Origin of the sequence: uncultured Campylobacter sp., assembly GCF_944323605.1 — a bacterium.
Classification (GTDB): domain Bacteria; phylum Campylobacterota; class Campylobacteria; order Campylobacterales; family Campylobacteraceae; genus Campylobacter_D.
This window is the reverse complement of sequence record NZ_CALUTC010000004.1, coordinates 23,203-43,522: the sequence shown is the minus strand read 5'-3', so window position 1 is coordinate 43,522 and position 20,320 is coordinate 23,203. Positions and strand designations below refer to the sequence as shown.

General features: G+C 31.7%; 19 protein-coding genes and 2 pseudogenes. 2 read left to right on the top strand and 19 right to left on the bottom strand.

The genetic code is table 11. The features are described 5' to 3' along the window. Nucleotides 1-44: 44 nt before the first annotated feature. The 7 genes and pseudogenes from Q0J35_RS03550 to Q0J35_RS03520 form a co-directional block, all read right to left on the bottom strand. Nucleotides 45-386: a cupin domain-containing protein gene (locus tag Q0J35_RS03550; RefSeq protein ID WP_297193164.1), complete on the bottom strand. Its 342-nt coding sequence runs from the start codon at nt 384-386 to the stop codon at nt 45-47. Next, nucleotides 383-1,327 (bottom strand): catalase, encoded by a 945-nt coding sequence (locus tag Q0J35_RS03545; protein WP_297193163.1) that lies wholly within the window; start codon nt 1,325-1,327, stop codon nt 383-385. Before Q0J35_RS03545 ends, Q0J35_RS03550 begins: the two co-directional genes overlap by 4 nt. A gap of 55 nt (nt 1,328-1,382) precedes the next feature. Further along, the gene (locus tag Q0J35_RS03540) at nt 1,383-2,723 is read right to left on the bottom strand and encodes an MmgE/PrpD family protein (RefSeq protein ID WP_297193162.1); all 1,341 of its coding nucleotides are present in this window, start codon (nt 2,721-2,723) and stop codon (nt 1,383-1,385) included. 8 nt (nt 2,724-2,731) lie between these two features. Then, nucleotides 2,732-4,098: pseudogene (purB, locus tag Q0J35_RS03535) on the bottom strand (adenylosuccinate lyase). A gap of 10 nt (nt 4,099-4,108) precedes the next feature. Continuing rightward, nucleotides 4,109-5,269, bottom strand: coding sequence for a PLP-dependent aspartate aminotransferase family protein (locus tag Q0J35_RS03530; protein WP_297193161.1), 1,161 nt, complete (start codon nt 5,267-5,269; stop codon nt 4,109-4,111). Nucleotides 5,270-5,279: 10 nt separating this feature from the next. Next, nucleotides 5,280-6,719, bottom strand: a pseudogene (gene dcuC, locus Q0J35_RS03525) (C4-dicarboxylate transporter DcuC). Nucleotides 6,720-6,742: 23 nt separating this feature from the next. After that, nucleotides 6,743-7,111: a RidA family protein gene (locus Q0J35_RS03520; RefSeq protein ID WP_297193160.1), complete on the bottom strand. Its 369-nt coding sequence runs from the start codon at nt 7,109-7,111 to the stop codon at nt 6,743-6,745. 141 nt (nt 7,112-7,252) lie between these two features. Here Q0J35_RS03520 and Q0J35_RS03515 point away from each other — a divergent pair, with 141 nt between their 5' ends. Further along, complete coding sequence (locus Q0J35_RS03515; protein ID WP_297193159.1) at nt 7,253-7,915, top strand: PAS domain-containing protein; 663 nt, start codon at nt 7,253-7,255, stop codon at nt 7,913-7,915. Between the two features lie 34 nt (nt 7,916-7,949). Here the strand turns inward: Q0J35_RS03515 and aat are convergent, their stop codons facing one another. Genes aat through Q0J35_RS03455 form a run of 12 tightly spaced genes read right to left on the bottom strand, consistent with a single transcriptional unit; the run spans nt 7,950 to nt 18,909 of the window. Further along, a complete protein-coding gene (gene aat, locus Q0J35_RS03510; protein WP_297193158.1) occupies nt 7,950-8,579 on the bottom strand; it encodes a leucyl/phenylalanyl-tRNA--protein transferase in 630 nt (209 codons plus the stop codon). Beyond that, nucleotides 8,569-10,707, bottom strand: coding sequence for an AAA family ATPase (locus Q0J35_RS03505; protein ID WP_297193157.1), 2,139 nt, complete (start codon nt 10,705-10,707; stop codon nt 8,569-8,571). The genes aat and Q0J35_RS03505 overlap by 11 nt, the downstream gene beginning before the upstream one ends. Continuing rightward, nucleotides 10,704-10,994 carry an ATP-dependent Clp protease adaptor ClpS gene (locus Q0J35_RS03500; RefSeq protein WP_297193156.1) on the bottom strand — a complete coding sequence of 97 codons (291 nt, stop codon included), beginning with the start codon at nt 10,992-10,994 and terminating at the stop codon, nt 10,704-10,706. The genes Q0J35_RS03505 and Q0J35_RS03500 overlap by 4 nt, the downstream gene beginning before the upstream one ends. Further along, nucleotides 10,991-11,599 carry a thioredoxin domain-containing protein gene (locus tag Q0J35_RS03495; RefSeq protein ID WP_297193155.1) on the bottom strand — a complete coding sequence of 203 codons (609 nt, stop codon included), beginning with the start codon at nt 11,597-11,599 and terminating at the stop codon, nt 10,991-10,993. The genes Q0J35_RS03500 and Q0J35_RS03495 overlap by 4 nt, the downstream gene beginning before the upstream one ends. Nucleotides 11,600-11,609: 10 nt before the next feature. Further along, entirely contained in the window at nt 11,610-12,062 is a 453-nt protein-coding gene (smpB, locus tag Q0J35_RS03490) for an SsrA-binding protein SmpB (protein ID WP_297193154.1), read from the bottom strand. Further along, nucleotides 12,046-12,816, bottom strand: coding sequence for a 4-(cytidine 5'-diphospho)-2-C-methyl-D-erythritol kinase (locus tag Q0J35_RS03485; protein ID WP_297193153.1), 771 nt, complete (start codon nt 12,814-12,816; stop codon nt 12,046-12,048). The genes smpB and Q0J35_RS03485 overlap by 17 nt, the downstream gene beginning before the upstream one ends. Continuing rightward, nucleotides 12,813-13,040, bottom strand: a complete 228-nt coding sequence (locus tag Q0J35_RS03480; protein WP_297193152.1) for a carbon storage regulator — start codon at nt 13,038-13,040, stop codon at nt 12,813-12,815. Before Q0J35_RS03480 ends, Q0J35_RS03485 begins: the two co-directional genes overlap by 4 nt. After that, a complete protein-coding gene (gene truB / locus Q0J35_RS03475; RefSeq protein ID WP_297193151.1) occupies nt 13,034-13,852 on the bottom strand; it encodes a tRNA pseudouridine(55) synthase TruB in 819 nt (272 codons plus the stop codon). Before truB ends, Q0J35_RS03480 begins: the two co-directional genes overlap by 7 nt. Further along, nucleotides 13,849-15,876: a UvrD-helicase domain-containing protein gene (locus Q0J35_RS03470; RefSeq protein WP_297193150.1), complete on the bottom strand. Its 2,028-nt coding sequence runs from the start codon at nt 15,874-15,876 to the stop codon at nt 13,849-13,851. The genes truB and Q0J35_RS03470 overlap by 4 nt, the downstream gene beginning before the upstream one ends. Continuing rightward, nucleotides 15,873-16,310, bottom strand: coding sequence for a hypothetical protein (locus Q0J35_RS03465; protein ID WP_297193149.1), 438 nt, complete (start codon nt 16,308-16,310; stop codon nt 15,873-15,875). Before Q0J35_RS03465 ends, Q0J35_RS03470 begins: the two co-directional genes overlap by 4 nt. Further along, nucleotides 16,310-18,019 carry a M3 family oligoendopeptidase gene (locus Q0J35_RS03460; RefSeq protein ID WP_297193148.1) on the bottom strand — a complete coding sequence of 570 codons (1,710 nt, stop codon included), beginning with the start codon at nt 18,017-18,019 and terminating at the stop codon, nt 16,310-16,312. The genes Q0J35_RS03465 and Q0J35_RS03460 overlap by 1 nt, the downstream gene beginning before the upstream one ends. Nucleotides 18,020-18,030: 11 nt before the next feature. Beyond that, nucleotides 18,031-18,909, bottom strand: coding sequence for an aspartate carbamoyltransferase catalytic subunit (locus tag Q0J35_RS03455; RefSeq protein ID WP_297193147.1), 879 nt, complete (start codon nt 18,907-18,909; stop codon nt 18,031-18,033). Between the two features lie 108 nt (nt 18,910-19,017). Here Q0J35_RS03455 and metK point away from each other — a divergent pair, with 108 nt between their 5' ends. Beyond that, nucleotides 19,018-20,214, top strand: a complete 1,197-nt coding sequence (gene metK / locus Q0J35_RS03450; protein WP_297193146.1) for a methionine adenosyltransferase — start codon at nt 19,018-19,020, stop codon at nt 20,212-20,214. Nucleotides 20,215-20,320 lie beyond the last annotated feature (106 nt).

Below are 20,320 nucleotides of genomic sequence, written 5' to 3'. Positions count from 1 at the left end.
GCCCTTTAAAAAGCAAAATTCTATCTAAAAAATGCTACAACAAGCTAAAGATTTAAAATTTTACTAACCCTGCTTACATCATCTTTTTTTGATAAATTTAGCCTTATAATACTATCTTCATTTGCCATCAAAGAATGTGGCACATTTGCAAGAACTGCTATCATATCAAGCTCATTTAATCTTAAAAGCTTATCATCTATTCCAAAGTCTATACAACCCTTTAAAACTTGCACAGTTATATCAAATGGTGCCTTATGCTCTTTCATTACAGAATTTTTAGGCATTATGATTTGAATATCTTTAGAGCTTTGATTTTCGCTTAGCACAGATATTTTCACATCCGTGCTAAAATCATCATTTGACCAGGATATAAGTTTAAAATTCATTGTCTAGCACCAAAAGTTATAGCATAGACTTGATTTCTAAGATCAAATAAAGGATCTTTTGGAGGCTCTACACCGCTTGATAGATTAGAAGGAAAATAAACGGTTTTATCGCAACTTTCTTTCTCGTCTTTATTAACAGTTAATCTTCCAACCAAAACTTCCCTATGTTTTCCAGTCCAAAGAGCTGTAGTATCATCTATAATATCATTTTTATTTGCGTATATTAAATACATATCATAAGCAAATGGCTTAGAGTCTTTCATCCTCTTTTCAAAGTCAGCTCTTAAAAAATCCTTAGAAAAGCTTTTTTCCTCTTCCTTGCTTAAATTTTTAATCCCCTCAACAGGCACAAATTTCCACTTAACAGCTCTCATTTTCTTAGTCTTTGCATCTTTTACAAAAAAGGTATGAGTGCTATAAAAAGGCGTGTTTGCGACGCTTCTACTCACACCCATTTTGCTGGTGTATTCTGCAAACTGTTTATAAGATTTTACTTCATTAGTAAGCTTTTTTATCTTATCTGTATCTACCTTGCCATTTACAGGAATTTTCATCTCAAAAAACCGCCCAAATTCATTAGCATCTTTTGCAAAATTTATCTCTGCATTTGTCATAACCATAGTCCATACTTCATTAGCAGAGCTTAAATTTAAAGCTAAACCTCTGGTTTTGCTTTTATCATTCATTTCAGCACCACCTAAAGAATAACGCAAATCAGCAGGTATAGAATCGCTTTTAAGTATGCCTATATCTACTTTCTTATTTATATCCTTACTAGGAACAAAGCTTCCGCTAGCACAAAAACCTTTGGTATGGTTTGGCTTTACTTTGTTTTTTTCCGCACTAGGATTTAATTTAAAAAACATATCAGCTATTTGTTCTGCATCATAAGCCATTAAAACAGAAGCAAAAAATGTGCTTATAAAAAGTATCTTTTTCATTACTTAGTCCTTTAAAATAAGGTTATTTTGTAAATAATACTAAAATTTTAGTAAATCAAACAAAAAAGGTCTTTAAATTTTCTAAATTTTCAATCTGTTTTATAAGCTCTAATGCCTTAGCCTCGCTAATAGATATTTTTGCATTAGACAAAAATTTTTCTTTTAATTCATCAAAACTTAAGGGATTATCAAAATTTCCTTTATTTACAAAGACATCTTTTTTTATAATTTTACCGTCTTTTAAAATAGCCTCTAAATGTCCGGGAAAATACTTTGGAAAGCCACTTGATGCTCTTTTTTCATAAGAAATTTTCTTAGCAAAGCTTAAAACATCTTCTCTGTTTAAATTTTCTAAGGATTTAAGAGATAAAAAGCCATCTTTAAAGGCTAAGGCAAATAAAAAAGGCATAGAAAATTTAGCCTCATAAGCACTTTTTGGCTCGTATTTTTTATCAAGTGGATCGCAAATAAAGCTTATTGGAACTTCATCTACGAAGCATTTTATGCTTTTTATATCCTCGTCTTTAAAGCCCTCATTTCTTAATTCTAAAGCACAGTCTATAAAACCATGTGCAAAATGACAGGTTGGGTAAGGCTTTATAGATACTTGCATTACGGCATAGCTTTTGCCAAGCTCTTTTACAAGGACATCTTTATCACAATCTTGTTCTATACCAAAGGCACGAAAAAAATTATCCCTGCCCTCAAAAACACTCAAAGGACCACTAAGCTTTGCTTTGGCTAATTTTGCTATGAAAATTCCATTTCTAATGGCATTTGCTATATGCAAAAGCTTTGAATTTGAACCATTTGACAAAAACTCATTTATGCCTGCAGAAAATGAAGCTGCTATACCGAGTGCATTTATAAGCTCTTCTTCGTTTAAATCAAGAAGTATTGCAGAAGCTACAGTGGCTGCATAAGTTCCGCACAAGGCTGTAGTGTGAAAGCCTCTTTTATGAAAGCTTCCCTTAGAGGCTACGCCTAGCCTAGCACCTATCTCCCAGCCCAAAACAAAGGCTCTTAGAATTTTATCCCCATCAGCACCAATGCTAAAGCCCCAAGTAAGACAAAGTGGCGTGAGTATGGCACTAGCGTGTAAGATAGCCTCTGTATGAGTATCATCATAATCAAGAGCGTGAGCAGCAAAGCCATTTAACATAGCAGCATATTGTGCTTCTATGCTTTCATCGCTAAACCAAATTTTAGCCTCCTTTGCCTCCTTAGAGGACATGGCCTTAAAAGCCTCAAAAGCTCTTAAAACGCTTTGTTCCTTAGAGGCAGCTAGGGCTGTTCCTATGCTATCTAGCATTAATTCTTTTGCTCTGTTTTTTACCTCAGCTGGTATTTCTTTTGTATCTAAGATAAAGGAGGCTAAGTGTTGGCTGTAAAACATCTCTTTTCCTAATTTAAAATTTTTGCTGAGGATATTTTTTCTAAAAACTCATCAACAAGTTTTGGCGCATAACCCACATAAGTACTAGCGTCCATTAACTCATCAAGTGCCTTTTCATCTAAAATTTTACTAACTCTTTCATCTTCTAGTAAAACTTCTTTAAAGCTTAAATTTTTCTCCATGCCACGCATAGCATTTTCATACACTATCTCGTGTGCGTGTTGCTTACCGTAAGTATCGCTTAGGGCAAACATAATTCTTTCAGCTAAGACAAAGCCTTTTAAGGTGTTTAAATTCCTTTTCATTTGCTCTTTTTTAACATCTAAATCAGCCAAAACAAAGGCCATATTTTCAAGCACTACAGAAAGCATTAAAAACATTTCAGGTAAAAGTTTCCACTCCATCTTCCAAACCTGTCCATCTCTTTCGTGCTCGTGTCTTTCTATATCGCTTAAGATAGCTAAATTTGATTTAAAGGTATTGCTTACTGTTACGGCATTTTCGCTTAGGGCTGGATTTTTTTGTGTGGCATAGTTGAGCTTCCAACTTGACCCTTGCCAAAAGGCTCTGCTAACTCGTCTATTTCATTATGTGCTAGGAGTAAAATTTGATGAGCTATTTTGTTAAAGGTGGCATTTATGTTTCCTAAAACAAAGCCAAGTTCTATAAATCTATCCCTTGCTGGTTGCCAAGAAATATCAGGCACACAAAGTCCTAAACTCTCAAGTGTAAGCCTTTCTACCTCATTGCATTTATCACTTAAACTTGCCTTAGTGCCAACAGCTCCTACTATAGAGCCTACATAAAGTCTTTTTTCAAGCTCTTCTATCCTATCATAATGCCTAGCAAGCTCACTAAGCCAAATGGCTACCTTGTGTCCAAAAGTGATAGGCAAGGCTTGTAAGGCAAGGGTTCTTCCCATCATAGCCGTGTTTTTATGCTCACTGGCTATATTTTTTAGGGATTTAGCTATATCTTTTAGCTTTTCTTTTATAAGTTTTAAGCCCTCTTTAAACTGCAAAACAAGTCCTGTATCTATGATGTCTTGGGTTGTAACTCCAAAATGCACAAATTCTCCAAAGCCATTTTCACAAGCCTTTTCAAGCCCTCTAACAGTAGGCACTAAAGGATGTTTTGTCTTTTTAAACTCAGCAAAGATAAAATCCATATCCATAAATTTAAAAAAGGCTTTTTTAGCTATCTCATCGGCTGCTTTTTGCGGTATTATGCCAAGACTAGCTTGAGATTTTGCAAGAGCAGCTTCTACATCTAGCCATTTTTGAATTCTATTTTCCTCGCTAAAAACATCACGCATAGCCTTTGTGCTCCAAGAATCTTGTAAAATTCTCATATCAAAAACGCTAACTCCTGTCATAAATCCTCCTTTATTTCATCTTATCAAAAGCTTGTTTTAAATCAGCTATTAAATCCTGCGTATCCTCAAGCCCTATGTGAAATCTCACAAAAACCCCGCTTTTGCTGTAATCAGTAACAGTTCTAGGAGGCACAGTTACAGTAGCTAAGCTCTCATAACCTCCCCAAGAGGCTCCTATTGAAAAAAGCTCTAGATTATCTACAAATTTTATAGCTTGTTCTTTGCTTATGCTTTTATCAAATTCTATAGTTACCATACCGTTTGCACCTTTATGATCCCTTTTAAATATTTCATATCCTTGATGAGTTTTTAAAGCTGGAAAATATATCTTTTTTATTTCTTTTCTGCTTGATAAAAATTCAACAATTTCATTAGCATTTTTTTCGTGAGCCCTCATTCTAACATCAAGTGTTCTCATACCTCTAAGCACCAAATAACAATCATCTGGGCTTGCATTAAAGCCTAAAATTTCTGGCAATTTATCAAAATTTTTCCATTCTTTTTCATTTATAACAACTATACCCATCATTACATCGCTATGTCCGCCAAGATACTTTGTAGCCGCTATAACACTTATATCAACTCCGAGTTTCAAAGGGTTTAAAAAATACCCGCTTGAATATGTATTATCAATAGCAACTGGTATATTGTGAGAATGTGCTATCTTGCATAGTTTTGGCAAATCTATAATCTCATAAAGTATAGAACCCGGGCTTTCGCATAAAATAAGCTTTGTATTTGCTTTTATCTTTTGCTCCACATCACTTGCGTCAGCCTTTAAAAATTCAATCTCAACGCCCATTTTTGCTAAGAAATTTTCACAAATAGCTCTAACTGGTCCATAAATGGCATCTGTTATTAGTATATGTGCGTCTTTACTAGCATAATTCATCAAAACCATTCCAAGTGCTGCAAGTCCTGTTGGGAAAAGCTGAGCTCTATATCCACCTTCAAGTTCGCATATAAGTTTTTCAAGCTCAAAATTTGTAGTAGTTCCACGAGCACCGTAACTTAAAACTCTTTTAGTTTTTCTTAGCTCTCTGTATTTTTGCCAAGCTTCGTGATTTTTAAAAAGTATAGTAGAAGCTCTCATAACAGTCGGATTTACAGGTCTTGCCTCTAAAGTTTCATCTCCTCTTGCAATGTGAATTAATTTGGTTTTTTCTTTCATATTATCCTCCTTACAGATAAATATACGTGCAAATTATATTTGTTATAGTAGCTACAAGCATAGGTATAGCTGTTCTTTTTACGACTTGCAAAGGATTTACCTTTGCCATAGCTGATATTGCCAATATTGCGGGTGCTATAGGGCTTACACATCTACCAAAACCCGTCATTATTTGAATAGGTGCTATCATAGTTATAGTATCAAGCGAAAAAGACTTTGCTATATTTGGTATAAGAGGGGCAAATGAAAAAAATGCAGCATTTCCAGAGCCCATAAAAAAGGCGGAGATGGCAAGCAACATAGACACAAAAACTATGATGGCAAAAGCACCAAAACCTAAATCTTTTGCGAAATTTATCAAAATATCAACAAAGCCTACATTCAACAGTCCTTCTGCAAAGACTTGACCACAAACTATCAAAGAAACAGTTATAACAAATAAATTTCCCATTCCTTTAAAGAATATCATTATGGAATTTAAAGTATCTACAACACTCTTATATCTTATCATTTCAAAGGCTATTGCCACAAAGGTAGAAATAAACATAGCCACAGGAACATTGGTGCGTATAGCTGTTTTGGCGTATTCATTCATTTGTTCTTGAGAAAATATGTTTAAAGCAACTAAAATACTATCTAAAACCGGTGAAAAGCCAAGTACTAATAAAAGTGGCAATACGGGCAAAATAGCATAAATTTTTGGAGGTTTTTTTTAGCTCTTCTTCTTTGCCTTTACTCTCGTTTAATTCTTTTTCCACAGCATCTCTATCAAAGACAAAGCCCTCTCTTTTGTCAAAAAATTTGGCACAAAAATAAATAGAAATTCCAACGACAATTATTATAGGTATTGTAGTTGGTAACTGGTAATTAACGAAATAAAGTGCGGGATCTATATTTGCTTGTTTTGCTGCAAATATCACATTTCCTGAACCAGGTCCATGATCTATATACTGACAAATAGCTATAACACTCAAAGCAGATAGTTTTGAAACGCCTGAACGAACTAAAATAGGATACATAGTAACCATTAAAAGAAGTCCTAAACCTGCGTGAGACGGTATAAAAAGGACCATAAATTGGACTATAAAATAAGCTACAACAAGTAAAATCAAGGGTTGTTTTACCATCTTAAGAGGCTTTTCAAAAACCTTAAAAAGTGCGTAAGAAGCTCCAACATGGTCCATATAAGCAGAAAAACCGGCTATACTCATAAGTGTCAAGCCTAAACCCGCTAAGGTGCTTGACATTTTTTGGTTTAAAACCTGAAATATGTCAAAAAATCCAAAATTTAAAGAACCTTTCTCAACTATGTAAGGGTGTAGATTAAATAAAGCAGCCAAAGAAAGCAATAAAGACCGCTTAAAAGCAAAGCCATATGTGCATTTATTTTCTTTGTAAGCATAAAAACAAGTAAAAATATGGAACCTAGAGCAAAAACCATAGCTAACATAAAAAAATCCTTAATAAATTTGCTTACTTTTTGTTTTTTATTGCTATTATTTCTATCTCAACCTTTGCACCTCTTGGTAAATCTTTCACTGCGATAGCAGAACGTGCAGGATAAGGAGCGACAAAAAATTCAGCATAAACCTCATTTACACTAGCAAAATCATTTATATCAGTTAAAAACACAGTTGTTTTTACAACATCTGCAAAGCTTAAATTATTTTCTTTCAAAATAGCTTCGATGTTTTTTAAACTTTGTTTTGCCTGTTCTTTTATATCCGAGCTATCTATCTCTTTACTTTTAGGATTTATAGGGATTTGTCCTGAAACGAATAAAAAACCATTTGCTTCCTTATAAACCGAATATGGACCAATAGCCTCTGGGTAATTTTGCATAATATCTCCTTCACTAAAATAATTTATAATATTTTATTATTATAAAAATAATTTGTCAATAGATTTTTATATTTTATTTACTTCTGTTTTATAGAATTAGAAAATTTACATAATAAAATCAAATATTATCAAGGTAAAAAAATGAGAGCAGAAAAGAAGGAATTTTTTTTTAAACTATGTAAATTTTTAGGACAGGTGCTAGGAAAGCGTTATGAGATAGTTTTTCACGTTATAGAAGAAAGCGGTGCGTATATAGCAGCTATTGAGAATAATCACGTAAGTGGAAGGACTACAAATTCACCTCTTACGGCATTTGCTAGCGAGCTGGTGCAAAATAAAGCTTATTTAGATAAAGATTTCTTGTGCGATTATAAAGCTATGGTAAATAAAGATAAAATGGTAAGAGGTTCGACTTTTTTTATAAAGGATAAAGATAAAATAGAAGGCATACTGTGCATAAATTACGATACAAGCGAAATGAGGGATGTAGTAGCTAAAATAATAGACATAGAAAAGCTAGATGATATGAGTTCTTTTTTGAATTTAAAGCAAGAAGATAATAAAAATGTAGAAGTTTTAAACCACTCTATAGAAGAAATCTTAGCACAATATGTAGATGCTAAATACCTAGAGTCTGATTATCTACTTACAGCCGAACAAAAGCAAAATATAATAAATACTTTATATAAAAAGGGTATTTTTAACGTAAAAGGCACAATCAGTGTAGTAGCTAAATTTTTAAAACTTTCAGAACCAAGCGTTTATAGGTATCTAGGAAATATAAAAAGGGGAAATAGCTCTTAAATAAATATTTAATTTGATGCAAAAATACACTGTTTTAAAGTATGCTTTTAAAATTTGTAAAACCGCTGTCTTTTTGCACCATATCCTCTAAAAGCTCTAAGAATTTTTTTCTTTTATATACTTTTGCACCCATAAATTCTAAATGCTTGTTATAAACTTGACAATCTATCAAAAAGTCATAAGGCTCTAAAATATCACAAAGCTTTATCATAGCTATCTTAGAAACATTTTTTCTAATGCTTACCATACTTTCTGCAAAAAAAATCTTTCCTATAATAAGCCCATAAATTCCTCCAACAAGCTCATCTTTATCATAAAGCTCTAAAGAATGCAAAAATCCCAAGTCTAAAAGCTTTTCATAAGCTTTAATAAAATGCTCATCTATCCAACTAAGCTCTCTAGTATCAGCACACAATTTAATAAGTGCCATAGTATTTTCATCTAGTTTGCATTCATAAAATTTAAAAAATCTTCTAATACTTTTTTGTCTATAAATATCCTTTGGAAAAAGTATCATTCTAGGATCAGGACACCACCAAGTAACAGGGGAAGTACTCCAAGGAAAAAGCCCAAAAGAATAAGCTTTTAGCATAAAAATTGGGTCTAAGTCTTCGCTCAAAAATACAGGCGAATCTTTTGGAGCTTTTAAGAGGTCAGAATACAAGTTCTAAAGCACCATTTTTATCTAGCTTAAGCTCTACAATGCCGCCTTTTTTCAGCTTACCAAATAATAGCTCATCGCTAATTTTTTCAGATATTTCACTTGCTATAATTCTTTTTAGCAAACGCACCCCAAATTCCTTCTTATAAGCCTTTTTAGCCAAATAAAGCTTTGCTTTATTATCTGCTTTTATTATTATGTTTTTAAGTCTAGAGCTTAAATTATCAAGCTCTTTTTGAACTATCTTAGATAAAACCTCATCATCTAAATCATTAAAATGTATAATTTTATCTATTCTATTTATAAATTCTGGTGCAAAAAACTCGCTTATAGCCCTTTGTGCTTTATCCTCTTTATCGCCTAAAAAGCCCATATAATTGCTTTCCTTTAAGCCTAAATTTGAGGTCATAACTATAATGCAATTTCTAAAATCAACCTTTAAACCGCTACTATCAGTCAAGGTGGCATTATCAAAAATTTGTAAAAATGTATTACTCAAATCAGGATGTGCCTTTTCTATCTCATCAAACAGTATCACAGAAAATGGATTTTTTCTAATGGCATTGCTTAAAAGCCCTCCCTCATCATAGCCTACATAACCAGCTGGAGCACCTATTAATCTACTTACAGTATGCTTTTCTGCATATTCACTCATATCAAATCTTTCTAAATTTAAACCTAAAGTATTAGCCAAAACCTTGCAAAGTTCTGTTTTACCAACCCCGCTAGATCCAGTAAATAAGAAAACTCCCTTTGGAGTATTTTCAGCTTTTAAACCAGCGTATGATAATTTTATGGTAGAACAAAGCTCTTTTATAGCTTCATCTTGACCAAAAATTTCTTCTTTTAAAGAAGTTTCTAAATTTTTTAGCATTTTTGCTTTATCAAGTTCAAAAATTTTATGAGAATGCGTCATTCTAGCTAAGACAAGCTCTAAATCTTTCAAGGTAGCTGTTTTTTTTCTTGTTTGTTTTAGTTTAAAATAAGCTCCTAATTCATCTAATAAATCTATAGCAGAATCTGGTAAGCATTTATCAGAAAATATTTTTTTACCTAGATCAACACTTTGCTCTAAAACGGAATTATCAAATTTTATATCGTGAAAAGCCTCATACTTTCCTTGTAAGCCTTTAAGTATGAGCAAACATTCATCTTTGCTAGGTTCATCTACATCTATCTTAGCAAAACGACGTGAAAGAGCCTTGTTTTTATCAAAGCTATTTTTGTATTCTAAAAATGTAGTAGCACCTATGCATTTTAAAGTCCCGTTGCTAAGTGCAGGTTTTAAGAGATTTGACATATCTAAATGACTTTCATTTGCAGCACCTGCTCCAACTATAGTATGAATTTCATCTATAAAAAGTATGGAATTTGGCAGCGATGAAAGCTCTTTTACTATATCCTTTAGTCTTTTTTCAAAATCTCCTCTATACTTAGTGCCTGAAAGCAAAGAGCTTATATCAAGACTAAAAATTCTAGCATTTTTTAAGTGTTGTGGCACTTTTTGCTCGTGTATAGCCAAAGCCAATCCCTCTACTATAGCCGTTTTTCCAACACCTGCTTCACCGACTAAAATAGGATTATTTTTCTTTCTTCTGCTTAAAATTTGAATCATTCTTTCAAGCTCAAAACTTCTACCTATTAAAGGATCTAGCTTTGAATTTTTAGCTAATTCAACAAGGTCTATAGTAAAGGATCTTAAAGCCTGTGATTCGTCCTCTTTTTTTATGTGTTCTAATTTTTTTATATCCAAATTATGCTTATCTAAAAGAAATTTAGAATAAGTCCTATCATCTTTGCTAAGACCTTCTATAAAATCGATAACTTTTAAATCATCAAAATTTCTATCCGCAGAACACAAAGATGACAAGATGTCTTCCAATACAACAGAATGAACTGGCTCTATTTCTTTGCTTAAAATTTGATTCTTATGAGCTATATGATTTTTTAATTCATTTTCCAAAATCTCCAACTCGCCATCAGCACAACTTTTAAAAATTTGCTCAAAATCAGGACTAAGCTTTAACATAGCAAAAAGCACATGCTCACAAGTAATAAATTCGTGTTTATTTATAGCTGAAAAATGTTTTGCATTTATTAAATATTTTTGTAAATTTTCTTGAAATTTCATTCTTCTTCCAATTCTACCCTAAGTGGAAAATTTGCCTTCATAGCGGCATTTATAACTTGTCTTTGTTTGCTAAGTGCGATTTCTTGCGTATAAACCCCGCACAAACCTTTGCCTAAATGGTGTATTTCAAGCATTATCCTACTCGCTTTTTCTATATCGTAGTGAAATATATCCATTAAAACCTGCACCACAAAATCCATAGTAGTAACATCGTCATTTAAAAGAAGAACTTTAAACATTTTTGGTTCATCTAGTTTTAAACTAATATCTTCTTGTAGCTCGTTCATTTTACACCTGCATTAAGTATAGTATTTATATCATTGTTTATAACAGAAATTGGCACAGAGCCAAGATAAAATTTAAGTCCATTTTTATTTTCAGGACGGTAATAATCGCTTACAGTTTGGTATTCTCCTTTGTAAAGCAAAACCTTAAACGGTAGCTGTTCCATATTTGCGTAATTAATATCTTCTAAAATTTGAGATATAATTCTTTGATTTTTAGGCGAATTGCTTAAAAAATAATAAGCTCCGTAATCGTGTGCGAATTTTTTAACCTCATCATCGCTAACTTCTTCAAAATGATCAAGTCCAATCAAAACCAAATGTTTAGAATTTTCCTTCCACAAATCAGTCAAAAAAGCAGCTTCTTCCTTGCAAGGCTGACAAAAAGTTCCAAAAAAATCAAAAAGTATAAATTTATCCTCCTCGCCCTCTATAACAAAGCCTTTTTCAGTGCGAACAATAGTTTTGTTTCCTCCATGAACGTTTTCTAAGCTTATCTTTTCACCAAGCTTAAACCTTTCAAAAGCAAAATCATCTTTTATCGGCTCTTCATTAGAACAGGAAGTAAAAATAAAAGCAAAAAGTAAAAATATAATTATTTTGTTCACAATAATCCTTTCATTTATAATTTTTCATAGCGATCTTAGCTTCTAAATCAGCTTGTTTTTTCTTTAAGACCTCTCGTTTATCGTATAAAGTTTTACCTTTGGCTAAAGCTATTGTGGATTTTACTTTGTTTTTTTTATTAAAATACAAATCAAGAGCAAGCATAGTAAATCCCTGTTGCGAAACCTTGCCAAACAATCTATTTATCTCCTTTTTATGCATTAGAAGTTTTCTAGGAGCTCTTTCATCGTGTCTGTAATGGACATTTGTGGTGCTAAGATGAGATATATGCGAATTTAAAAGAAAAAGCTCTCCTTTTATGATTCTTACAAAACTATCTTTTAAATTTGCCCTGCCCTGTCTAAGAGCCACAACTTCGCTACCTTTTAAGACAATACCGGCTTCAAATTTTTCAAGTATAGTAAAATCAAACAAAGCTTTTTTATTTCTAGCTATTATCTTCACTTAACACCTCAAAAACACTACTACCACTGCCGCTTAAAAAATACCCATTATTCATAAAGTAAGACATTTTAGGATATAAACTTACACAAGGAGTAAATAAATCATTTAAAACCGTATTTTTAAAAGAAAAAAGTTCTCTTGTTTTTAAAGCTTCAAATAGCTTTATCTTTTTTTCATCTAATACAAAATCTTTTAAACTATCAAATTCTTTATAAACTAGTGGGGTTTCACATTTTACATCAGGAAATACTAGTTTAAATTTAAACTCATCATCATCAAATTCGCTAATTATTTCGCCAAAGCCACTTACATTTGCACTTTTAAAGTCGCTTAAAAAAAAAGCTACATCAGAACCAAGTTTGATAGAAAGTTTTATCAAATCATTCTTGCTTAGTTTTAAATTTAAAGCTTCATTCATCATTTTTAAAAAACACGCAGCATCACTACTTCCACCACCAAGACCGGCACAAGTTGGTATATTTTTAATGAGTTTTAAACTGTGAATTTTAAAAAATTCATCAAGTTCATTTTTAAAGCCACTGTTGCAAAGGAGATTAAAAGCTTTTTCTATGATGTTATCATCGCAGTGAAAATTGCTTATTATCTCAAAACCATCATTTTGTTTGTCTTTTGTGAAAATAAGTTCATCATAAAGTTCATCAACAAGTATAAAACGAGAGCTTATAAAATGATATTTTCTGTCATCTAAGCCAAGTATTTTTAAAAATGCATTTATTTTTGCTTTTGCTTTCATTGTTTTAATTTTTTACTTAAATCATCAAGCTTAACATCATCAGAGACTATAGAATGCAAATTATCATCTTTTATCTCATCTACAAGCTCTTTTCTTAAGATAATAGAACTTTTAGGTGCTTTTATGCCTATTTTTGTATAGGTTTTGTTAGTCTGAATTACTGTTATTTCTATATCTTTACCAATACTTATGCTTTCATTTTCTTTTCTGCTTAAAATTAACATTTTTCCACCTTATTAATTATGTATTTTACATTTTCATCTATAAGCTCAATTATACTGAAATATCCATTGGCTCTTATAAAATATCGTCCATTTTCTTTAAATTTTAAGTCTTGTTTATAAAGTTTTGTTCCATTTTGAAGTTTATCTAAATCTGAAATGTAATTTTCTTTTATGCACAGGTGTTCTAAAATGTCTAATTCTTTTTCATTTTCATAAACAAATTTTCCCTCTCTTAATCTTTCAAGCTCTTTTAATGTAGCATTTATTCCTAATTTATTTGCAAAAAGCTCACAGTATGATCTTATATAAGCTCCTTCACTGACCGTTAGTCTAAGTCTTAAAAATGGATGTTGATAGTCTAAAATTTCACTTTCATATATTTGCATTTTGCATTCTTTTAAATCTACCTTTTCATTCCTTTTGGCAAATTCATAAGCTCTTTTGCCATTTATTCTCTTTGCTGAAAAAGAAGGTGGTATAAAAACCACTTCTCCAAGTAATTCTTTTCTTATTTTTTCAAATTCTGTTAAAGTAAATTCTTTCAAAGTGTCTATTTTTTGAATATTTTTATCATCTAAACTAAGAGAGTATGCCCCAAGCCAAATAGTGCATTCATATACTTTTGGCTCCTTATCCAAAAAGCGAAAAAGCTTAGTAAAAGCTCCAAAAGCTACTATCAAAGTGCCTCTTGCAAAAGGATCAAGTGTCCCTGCATATCCAGCTTTTTTAGCACCATATTTTTTTTTAAGAGTTTGAAGGTAATCATTTGAGCTTATATCTCTTGGCTTGTATGCTACAAAAAGTTTGTTCATATCTTCTTTAACGCATCACTTAAAATATTGTTTCTAGTAATACCACCAAAAATTATATCAAGCCTTATATCTTTTCCTTCTTTTCTAAGGTCTAAAATTCTACCTATGCCAAAAATTTTATGTTGCACCAAGTCTCCTTTTTTAAAATTTGTATTATTGTGTATTTTTTCATCTAATAAATTTAATTCTTCTAAAAACACACTACTTCCTTCTATCACGCTAGTTCTAACATTTCTAGTAGAAGCAGTGCTTAAAAAAAGTTTTTTTTTGGCTCTTGTTATGGCAACATAAGCCAAACGTCTTTCTTCTTCATTATCTAAGCTAATTGGAAAATTTCCATTTTCAAGCCCTATAACAAATACAACATCAAATTCAAGCCCCTTACTAGCATGAACGCTCATCAAATAAACACAGTCCTCATTTTCATTTATATTATCTTGTTCTCCTTGCAATGAAAAATCACTTAATAAATCATTTAAATCTTTGTAAGAATTTCTCTTTATGCTATCTTGAAATTCTTTATATAAAAGCTGTAAATTTTCCTGTTTATAGTCCTCATCATAAACAGAGCTTAAAGCAAAAACATCCTCTAAAGATTTTATAATATCGCTTAAATTTGACTTTTGAAGGTCTAAAATGGATAAAGCAAATTCGCTTATCCTGGCTGAAATTTCTTTTGAAAAAATTCCATTTTCAAGACAATAAAAAATGCTATCAAATAAAGAAATTTTATTGATTTTAGCATAATGCTCTAATTTTGAGACAAAAGCTTTACCAAGCCCTCTTTTTGGCACGTTTATTATACGTTTAAAAGAAAAATCGTCATTTGTATTTGAGATCAATCTAAGATAAGCTACTGCGTCTTTTATCTCTAATCTCTCGTGAAATTTTAATCCACTTAAAATTTTATAAGGTATTTTTTCTTTTCTAAGCTCATTATCTAATATACTAGAGAGCGAATTTCTTCTGTATAAAACTGCTATTTCATTGAGCTTTGTTCCATTTTTAACTTCCCTTCTTATAAGTCTCACAATTTCAGCAGCTTCATCTTTGTCGTTTTCGTTTTTCAAAAAGATTATATCATCTCCCTTGTCTTTGGTTGGGATTAAAATTTTGCCTAGTCTTTTGGTGTTGTTGGATATAAGTTTGTTTGCAGCGTCTAAAATTTTGGCACTTGAGCGATAATTATGCTCTAGCTTTACTATTTTAGCATCTTTGAAATCATCAGTGAAATTTAAAATATTTTCTATTCTAGCACCACGCCAAGAATAAATACTTTGATCATCATCGCCAACAACACACAAATTTGAATGCTCTTTGCAAAGTAGTTTTAAAATTTCATACTGCAATGAATTTGTATCTTGATACTCATCAACAGTTATATATTGATACAATTTACTTTGTTCGCTTGCAAAACGACCGTCGCTTTTAAGCAATTCATAGCTCATCAAAAGAAGATCATCAAAGTCTAAATAAGAATACTTTTTAAGGCTTTCTTGATACAGTTTATAAAGCTTTATGTATTCGTTTTTAAATAGATTAGGATTTGTGTTTTTTTCTAAATGCTCATAAGCCTTTTCAACACTAATAAGGCTATTTTTAAAATTTGAAATCATATCAGCAGCCTGGTAAGGGCTAAGCTTTACTTCAGGGCTTAAAAGTTCTTTGATGATCTTTTTGCTATCATCAGCATCTATTACCTTAAAAGCATTTTGAAGTCCTAATTTATCTATATGAAGTTTTAAAAATAAGAGTGCAAATTTATGAAAAGTGCAAAGCAAAGGAGAATAAGATGATCTCATCATAGACAAAGCACGTTTTTTCATAGTATGTGCTGCTTTGTTTGTAAATGTCAAAGTGAGTGTATTATTAGGACTTATGCCTACCTCATCTATTAAATAAGCAAGCCTTGTGGTTATAGTTTTAGTCTTGCCAGAACCAGCTCCAGCTAGAATCAAAAGTGCCCCATCTATATGGCTTGCAGCTTCGCGTTGTCTTTCATTAAGCCCGTCGAAAAGATTCATCTTTTAAAAATATCTTTATTTTTTGGATTATTTATAAAAGCACTTGAAGACTCTTGCAAAAGATCTTGTTCATCTTGTTCATAAAAGGCAGAATTTACAAAAACAATATCTCTTTGAATTTGAATTTTGCTTACACCTTTTAAATTTACAGTTACTAAGCTAACAAAATTATCCGCACCAAAACAAGCTTCAAAGCTAAGCTTGTTCTCGTCAAAATAAAAAGAGCCAACACTTTCATCTGATATGTAAAATACTATGTATGAAAGATGCGTATCAACATATCCTTCTGGTAAAATCGGACTATAATTCACAAAACGTGCATCACATATAATGTGAAAAGCTTGTGATTTTGAAGTAAGTAAAACCAAAATTTCATAACAGTTTCTAAGCATTAGTCCAGAAAACTCTTTGCTTTTTAAAAAATCATAAACCACTATCTCAACTCCATAAATTCATTAACTAATTTTTCTATCTCTTTCATACCAATTTTCCAAAAATCCTCACTATCTACATTAAAACCAAAATCTGATATTAATTCATTTGGTGCTTTACTACCGCCACTTGAAAGCATTTTTATATACTTATCTTTAAAATCCTTATCCTTGTTTTTATAAAGCCCATACAAAGCCAAAACTAAAAGTTGGGCATAAGAATAAGCATAACAATAAAAAGGACTATGGATAAAATGTGGTATATAAGCCCACCAATACCTATAATCCTTAGACAGCTTTACACTATCTTTAAACATCTTAGAGCCTTCTTCATACCAAATTTTGCTTATCTCATCTACTGATAACTCATTTTCAATAGAATGAATTCGTCTCTCAAAAGTAGTGAAATTTATCTGTCTAAAAAGAGTTGCAAAAATATCTTCTATCTTGGCAGCATAAAGCCCTATAAGCTCATCTGCTTTAAGGTCTTTTTTTATATAGTCAAAAATTAGCATTTCAGCGAAAACTGAAGCTGTTTCTGCTGTAGTTAAAGGCGTATCTTGATTCAAAAAAGAAACATTGTAAGAAAGTTTTTGGTGGATACTATGACCAAGCTCGTGGGCTAAGGTAAAAAGATCTCTTCTTTTGTTTGTATAGTTTAAAAGAATGTAAGGATGGGCTTTTTTTACAGCAGAATGAGAAAAAGCACCTCCTCTTTTTTTAGAATCAGGATAAACATCTATCCAATTTTTTTCAAAAGCCTCCTTAGCTATATCGCCAAAAACATCTGAAAAATCATAAAATGCTTTTAAAACTATATCCTTAGCTTTTTCATAAGATAAAGAAAAATCCTTGCCTATAGGTGCGTATCTATCATAATCTTTCAGCTCATTAAATCCTAAAATTTGCTTTTTCTTTTTGTAGTATTTTGCGACTATGGCAAAATTTTCCTCACTTACCTTTATTAAAGAATCAACACTTTTTTGTGAAATTTGATTGCTTATATGTCTTCTTTGTTCGGCATTTTCATAAGAACGAAGCTTAGAAATTGTTTTTAATTCGGCTCTTATCATATTTAATATATATGCTAATAAATCAGAATTTTTCTTTAATTTTTTACTAAAATTTTTAGCAGCTTTTTTTCTCTCATTTCTATCTTTGCTATAAAGTTTGCTTAAAATTTCCTCTATGCCTAGCTTTTTCCCTTCAAATTTAACTTTTATTTTTGTCAAACTTTCATCAAATAATCTAGAAAAAGCTTCTGCTCCGGTGCTAGATAAAAAAAGCATTATCCTTTCTTCTTTTTTGCTTAAATTATGTTTTTTATTTTTAAGCAAATTTGAAAGATAAAAACTATAAGACTTGTTTTCATCGATAATTTTTTTAGCTAAATCCTCATCAAGCTCACAAAATTCTAGCTCAAAAAAAAGTAGATTTTCCTCTATTTCTTTGCATTCTTTTTCACAACTTGCGTAAAAAGAACCCTTGCTAGTATCACCAGCAAAACATAAAAAAGCATAAGTCATTACTAAAGTTAAATCCTCTAGAATTTGTTCGTATTTTTGTATTATTTCACCAAAAATATCGCTTTTTTTAAGATTATTTTCATAATTTTCTCTAAAGCTTAAAGCGTCTTTTTTAAGAATTTCAAGCTTTAATTTTAAATCCTCATCACTTTTAAATAAATCCTTTAAATTCCATTTTGCACTCATAATTATTCCCTTTAACTCTCTAATATAAGCTTTAATAAAGCCGCCATTCTAATAGCCACACCGTTGCTAACCTGTCTTAAAACAAGACATCTTTTATCAGCTAAAACCTCGTCGCTTATATCTATATTTCTATGCACCGGTCCTGGGTGTAAGATTATTATATCCTTATCCTTTATAAGCTCTTTTTTTATGCAATAATCCTTAGCATAATCTTTTAAAGAACCATAAATTTGTTTTTGATGTCTTTCCGTTTGAGTTCTTAAGCTTATAATTATATCGGCATTTTCCAAAGCTTCTTTTAGATTGCTTGTTTTTTTTAAATCTACATTCGGCATAAATTGAGGTGGTGCTACTAGCGTTATATCAAAATTAAATCTAGATAAAAGCTCTATATTTGAAGCTGCTACTCTTGAATTTTTTATATCTCCTACTATCAAAACTCTTTTACCTTCTATATTTCCACTAAAATGCTCGTTTATAGTAAATAAATCAAGTAAAGCCTGTGTAGGATGTGCGTGCTTACCATCTCCACCGTTTAAAACTGGGCATTTTACGTATCTAGCTAAAAAACTTGGAACTCCTGAATGCTGATGTCTAACAACTATAGCATTTGGATTCATAGCGTCTAAATTTGCGGCTGTATCAAAAAGAGTTTCCCCTTTACTAGAGCTTGACCTTGATACATCAAGTCTTAAAACCTTCGCATCAAGCCTTTTTGCTGCGGTTTCAAAAGAAGATAGCGTCCTTGTAGAATTTTCAAAAAATATAGTAGTTACACTTTTTCCTTTGAGTAAAGTACGTGGTTTTTCATCTAAAAATTCTCTAGCTCTATCAAAAAGAGCCAAAACCTCATCTTTGCTAAAATCTCTTGTGCTTATAAGATGTCTCATTTTTACCTTTGATATTTTTTTAGATTCTAGCAATTTTTAACTTAACATATATAAATTTTAAGTAAAATCTAACGGTCTTTTAGACCAAAAAATGCCGAAAGGAAAAAAATGTATCTATTCACTTCTGAAGTAGTTAGTCCGGGACACCCTGATAAGTGTGCTGACATTATCGCTGATACAATAGTGGATATACTCTTGAGCAATGACAAAGACTCAAGGGTGGCGAGTGAAGTCTTTGTCGCGGGAAATAAAGTTGTCATCGGTGGCGAGGTAAAATCTAAACATAAGCTTAGTAAAAAAGATTATGATGAGCTTGTTAAAAATGCACTTGCAAAAATAGGCTATGACGGAAAGTCTGCCTTCACAAAATTACAGTGTTTGCACCCTGATGATATAGAAGTATTAGTATTTTTAAACGAGCAAAGCCCTGATATAAATCAAGGAGTAGATCAAGAAAGTGGCGAAATAGGAGCTGGAGACCAAGGGATTATGTTTGGTTTTGCTAGTAACGAAGCTGATGAATATATGCCAGCAGCCATTTCTTACGCTAGAAAACTTTGTGATAAGGTGTATGAGTTTGCAAAAAAACACCCTGATAAATTAGGCGTTGATATAAAAACTCAAGTTACTATAGACTATGCCAATAAGAATAATTTTGAAAACTGTAAGCCTCAAAGCATACACACTATAGTAGTGTCTGCCCCTTGTGTTGAAAGTATGGATATAAAAGAGCTTAGAGAACTCATTATGAAGCTTATTTTAGAAAGCGATTTGCCAAAAGAATTATTTCACCCCGAACAAACTAGAATTCTAATAAACCCGACAGGAAAATATGTAAATCATAGCTCTTTACACGATAGTGGCTTAACGGGTAGAAAGCTTATAGTTGATAGTTTTGGTGGTTATTCTCCTATCGGAGGAGGTGCACAATCTAGCAAAGACTATACAAAAGTTGATAGAAGCGGACTTTATGCAGCTAGATGGATTGCTAAAAATATAGTAGCAGCAAAACTAGCAAAAAAATGTGTAGTTCAACTAAGCTATGCTATAGGGGTTGCAGAGCCTACCTCTGTCAGTGTTGATTGTATGGGGACAAACAACGGAGTCGATGATAATGTTTTAAGTGATTTCGTAATGAAAAACTACCCTCTAACACCTAATTGGATAAAAAATAAATTTAATCTAGACAAACCAGGAAAAGACAACTTCCTTTATGCAGATGTTGCATCAAGAGGACAAGTTGGACAAAAAGATTACCCTTGGGAAAAGCTTGACGCTGTGAAAGATTTTGAAAATTTAAAATAAATCACACAAGATTGATAAAAGGCTCGAATTTTTTGAGCCTTTTGCAATTAGATTAACAAAACTAAAAGCTAATTAAACGTAGCGTTTTCAATCAAAGAGGCTTTGT

Excerpts from the sequence above, each read along its gene's own strand:
- Q0J35_RS03550 (WP_297193164.1), bottom strand. The coding sequence starts at position 386 with ATGAATTTTAAACTTATATCCTGGTCAAATGATGATTTTAGCACGGAT.
- Q0J35_RS03545 (WP_297193163.1), bottom strand. The coding sequence starts at position 1,327 with ATGAAAAAGATACTTTTTATAAGCACATTTTTTGCTTCTGTTTTAATG.
- Q0J35_RS03540 (WP_297193162.1), bottom strand. The coding sequence starts at position 2,723 with ATGTTTTACAGCCAACACTTAGCCTCCTTTATCTTAGATACAAAAGAA.
- Q0J35_RS03530 (WP_297193161.1), bottom strand. The coding sequence starts at position 5,269 with ATGAAAGAAAAAACCAAATTAATTCACATTGCAAGAGGAGATGAAACT.
- Q0J35_RS03520 (WP_297193160.1), bottom strand. The coding sequence starts at position 7,111 with ATGCAAAATTACCCAGAGGCTATTGGTCCATATTCGGTTTATAAGGAA.
- Q0J35_RS03515 (WP_297193159.1), top strand. The coding sequence starts at position 7,253 with ATGAGAGCAGAAAAGAAGGAATTTTTTTTTAAACTATGTAAATTTTTA.
- Q0J35_RS03505 (WP_297193157.1), bottom strand. The coding sequence starts at position 10,707 with ATGAAATTTCAAGAAAATTTACAAAAATATTTAATAAATGCAAAACAT.
- Q0J35_RS03500 (WP_297193156.1), bottom strand. The coding sequence starts at position 10,994 with ATGAACGAGCTACAAGAAGATATTAGTTTAAAACTAGATGAACCAAAA.
- Q0J35_RS03485 (WP_297193153.1), bottom strand. The coding sequence starts at position 12,816 with ATGAAAGCAAAAGCAAAAATAAATGCATTTTTAAAAATACTTGGCTTA.
- Q0J35_RS03480 (WP_297193152.1), bottom strand. The coding sequence starts at position 13,040 with ATGTTAATTTTAAGCAGAAAAGAAAATGAAAGCATAAGTATTGGTAAA.
- truB (WP_297193151.1), bottom strand. The coding sequence starts at position 13,852 with ATGAACAAACTTTTTGTAGCATACAAGCCAAGAGATATAAGCTCAAAT.
- Q0J35_RS03470 (WP_297193150.1), bottom strand. The coding sequence starts at position 15,876 with ATGAATCTTTTCGACGGGCTTAATGAAAGACAACGCGAAGCTGCAAGC.
- Q0J35_RS03460 (WP_297193148.1), bottom strand. The coding sequence starts at position 18,019 with ATGAGTGCAAAATGGAATTTAAAGGATTTATTTAAAAGTGATGAGGAT.
- Q0J35_RS03455 (WP_297193147.1), bottom strand. The coding sequence starts at position 18,909 with ATGAGACATCTTATAAGCACAAGAGATTTTAGCAAAGATGAGGTTTTG.
- metK (WP_297193146.1), top strand. The coding sequence starts at position 19,018 with ATGTATCTATTCACTTCTGAAGTAGTTAGTCCGGGACACCCTGATAAG.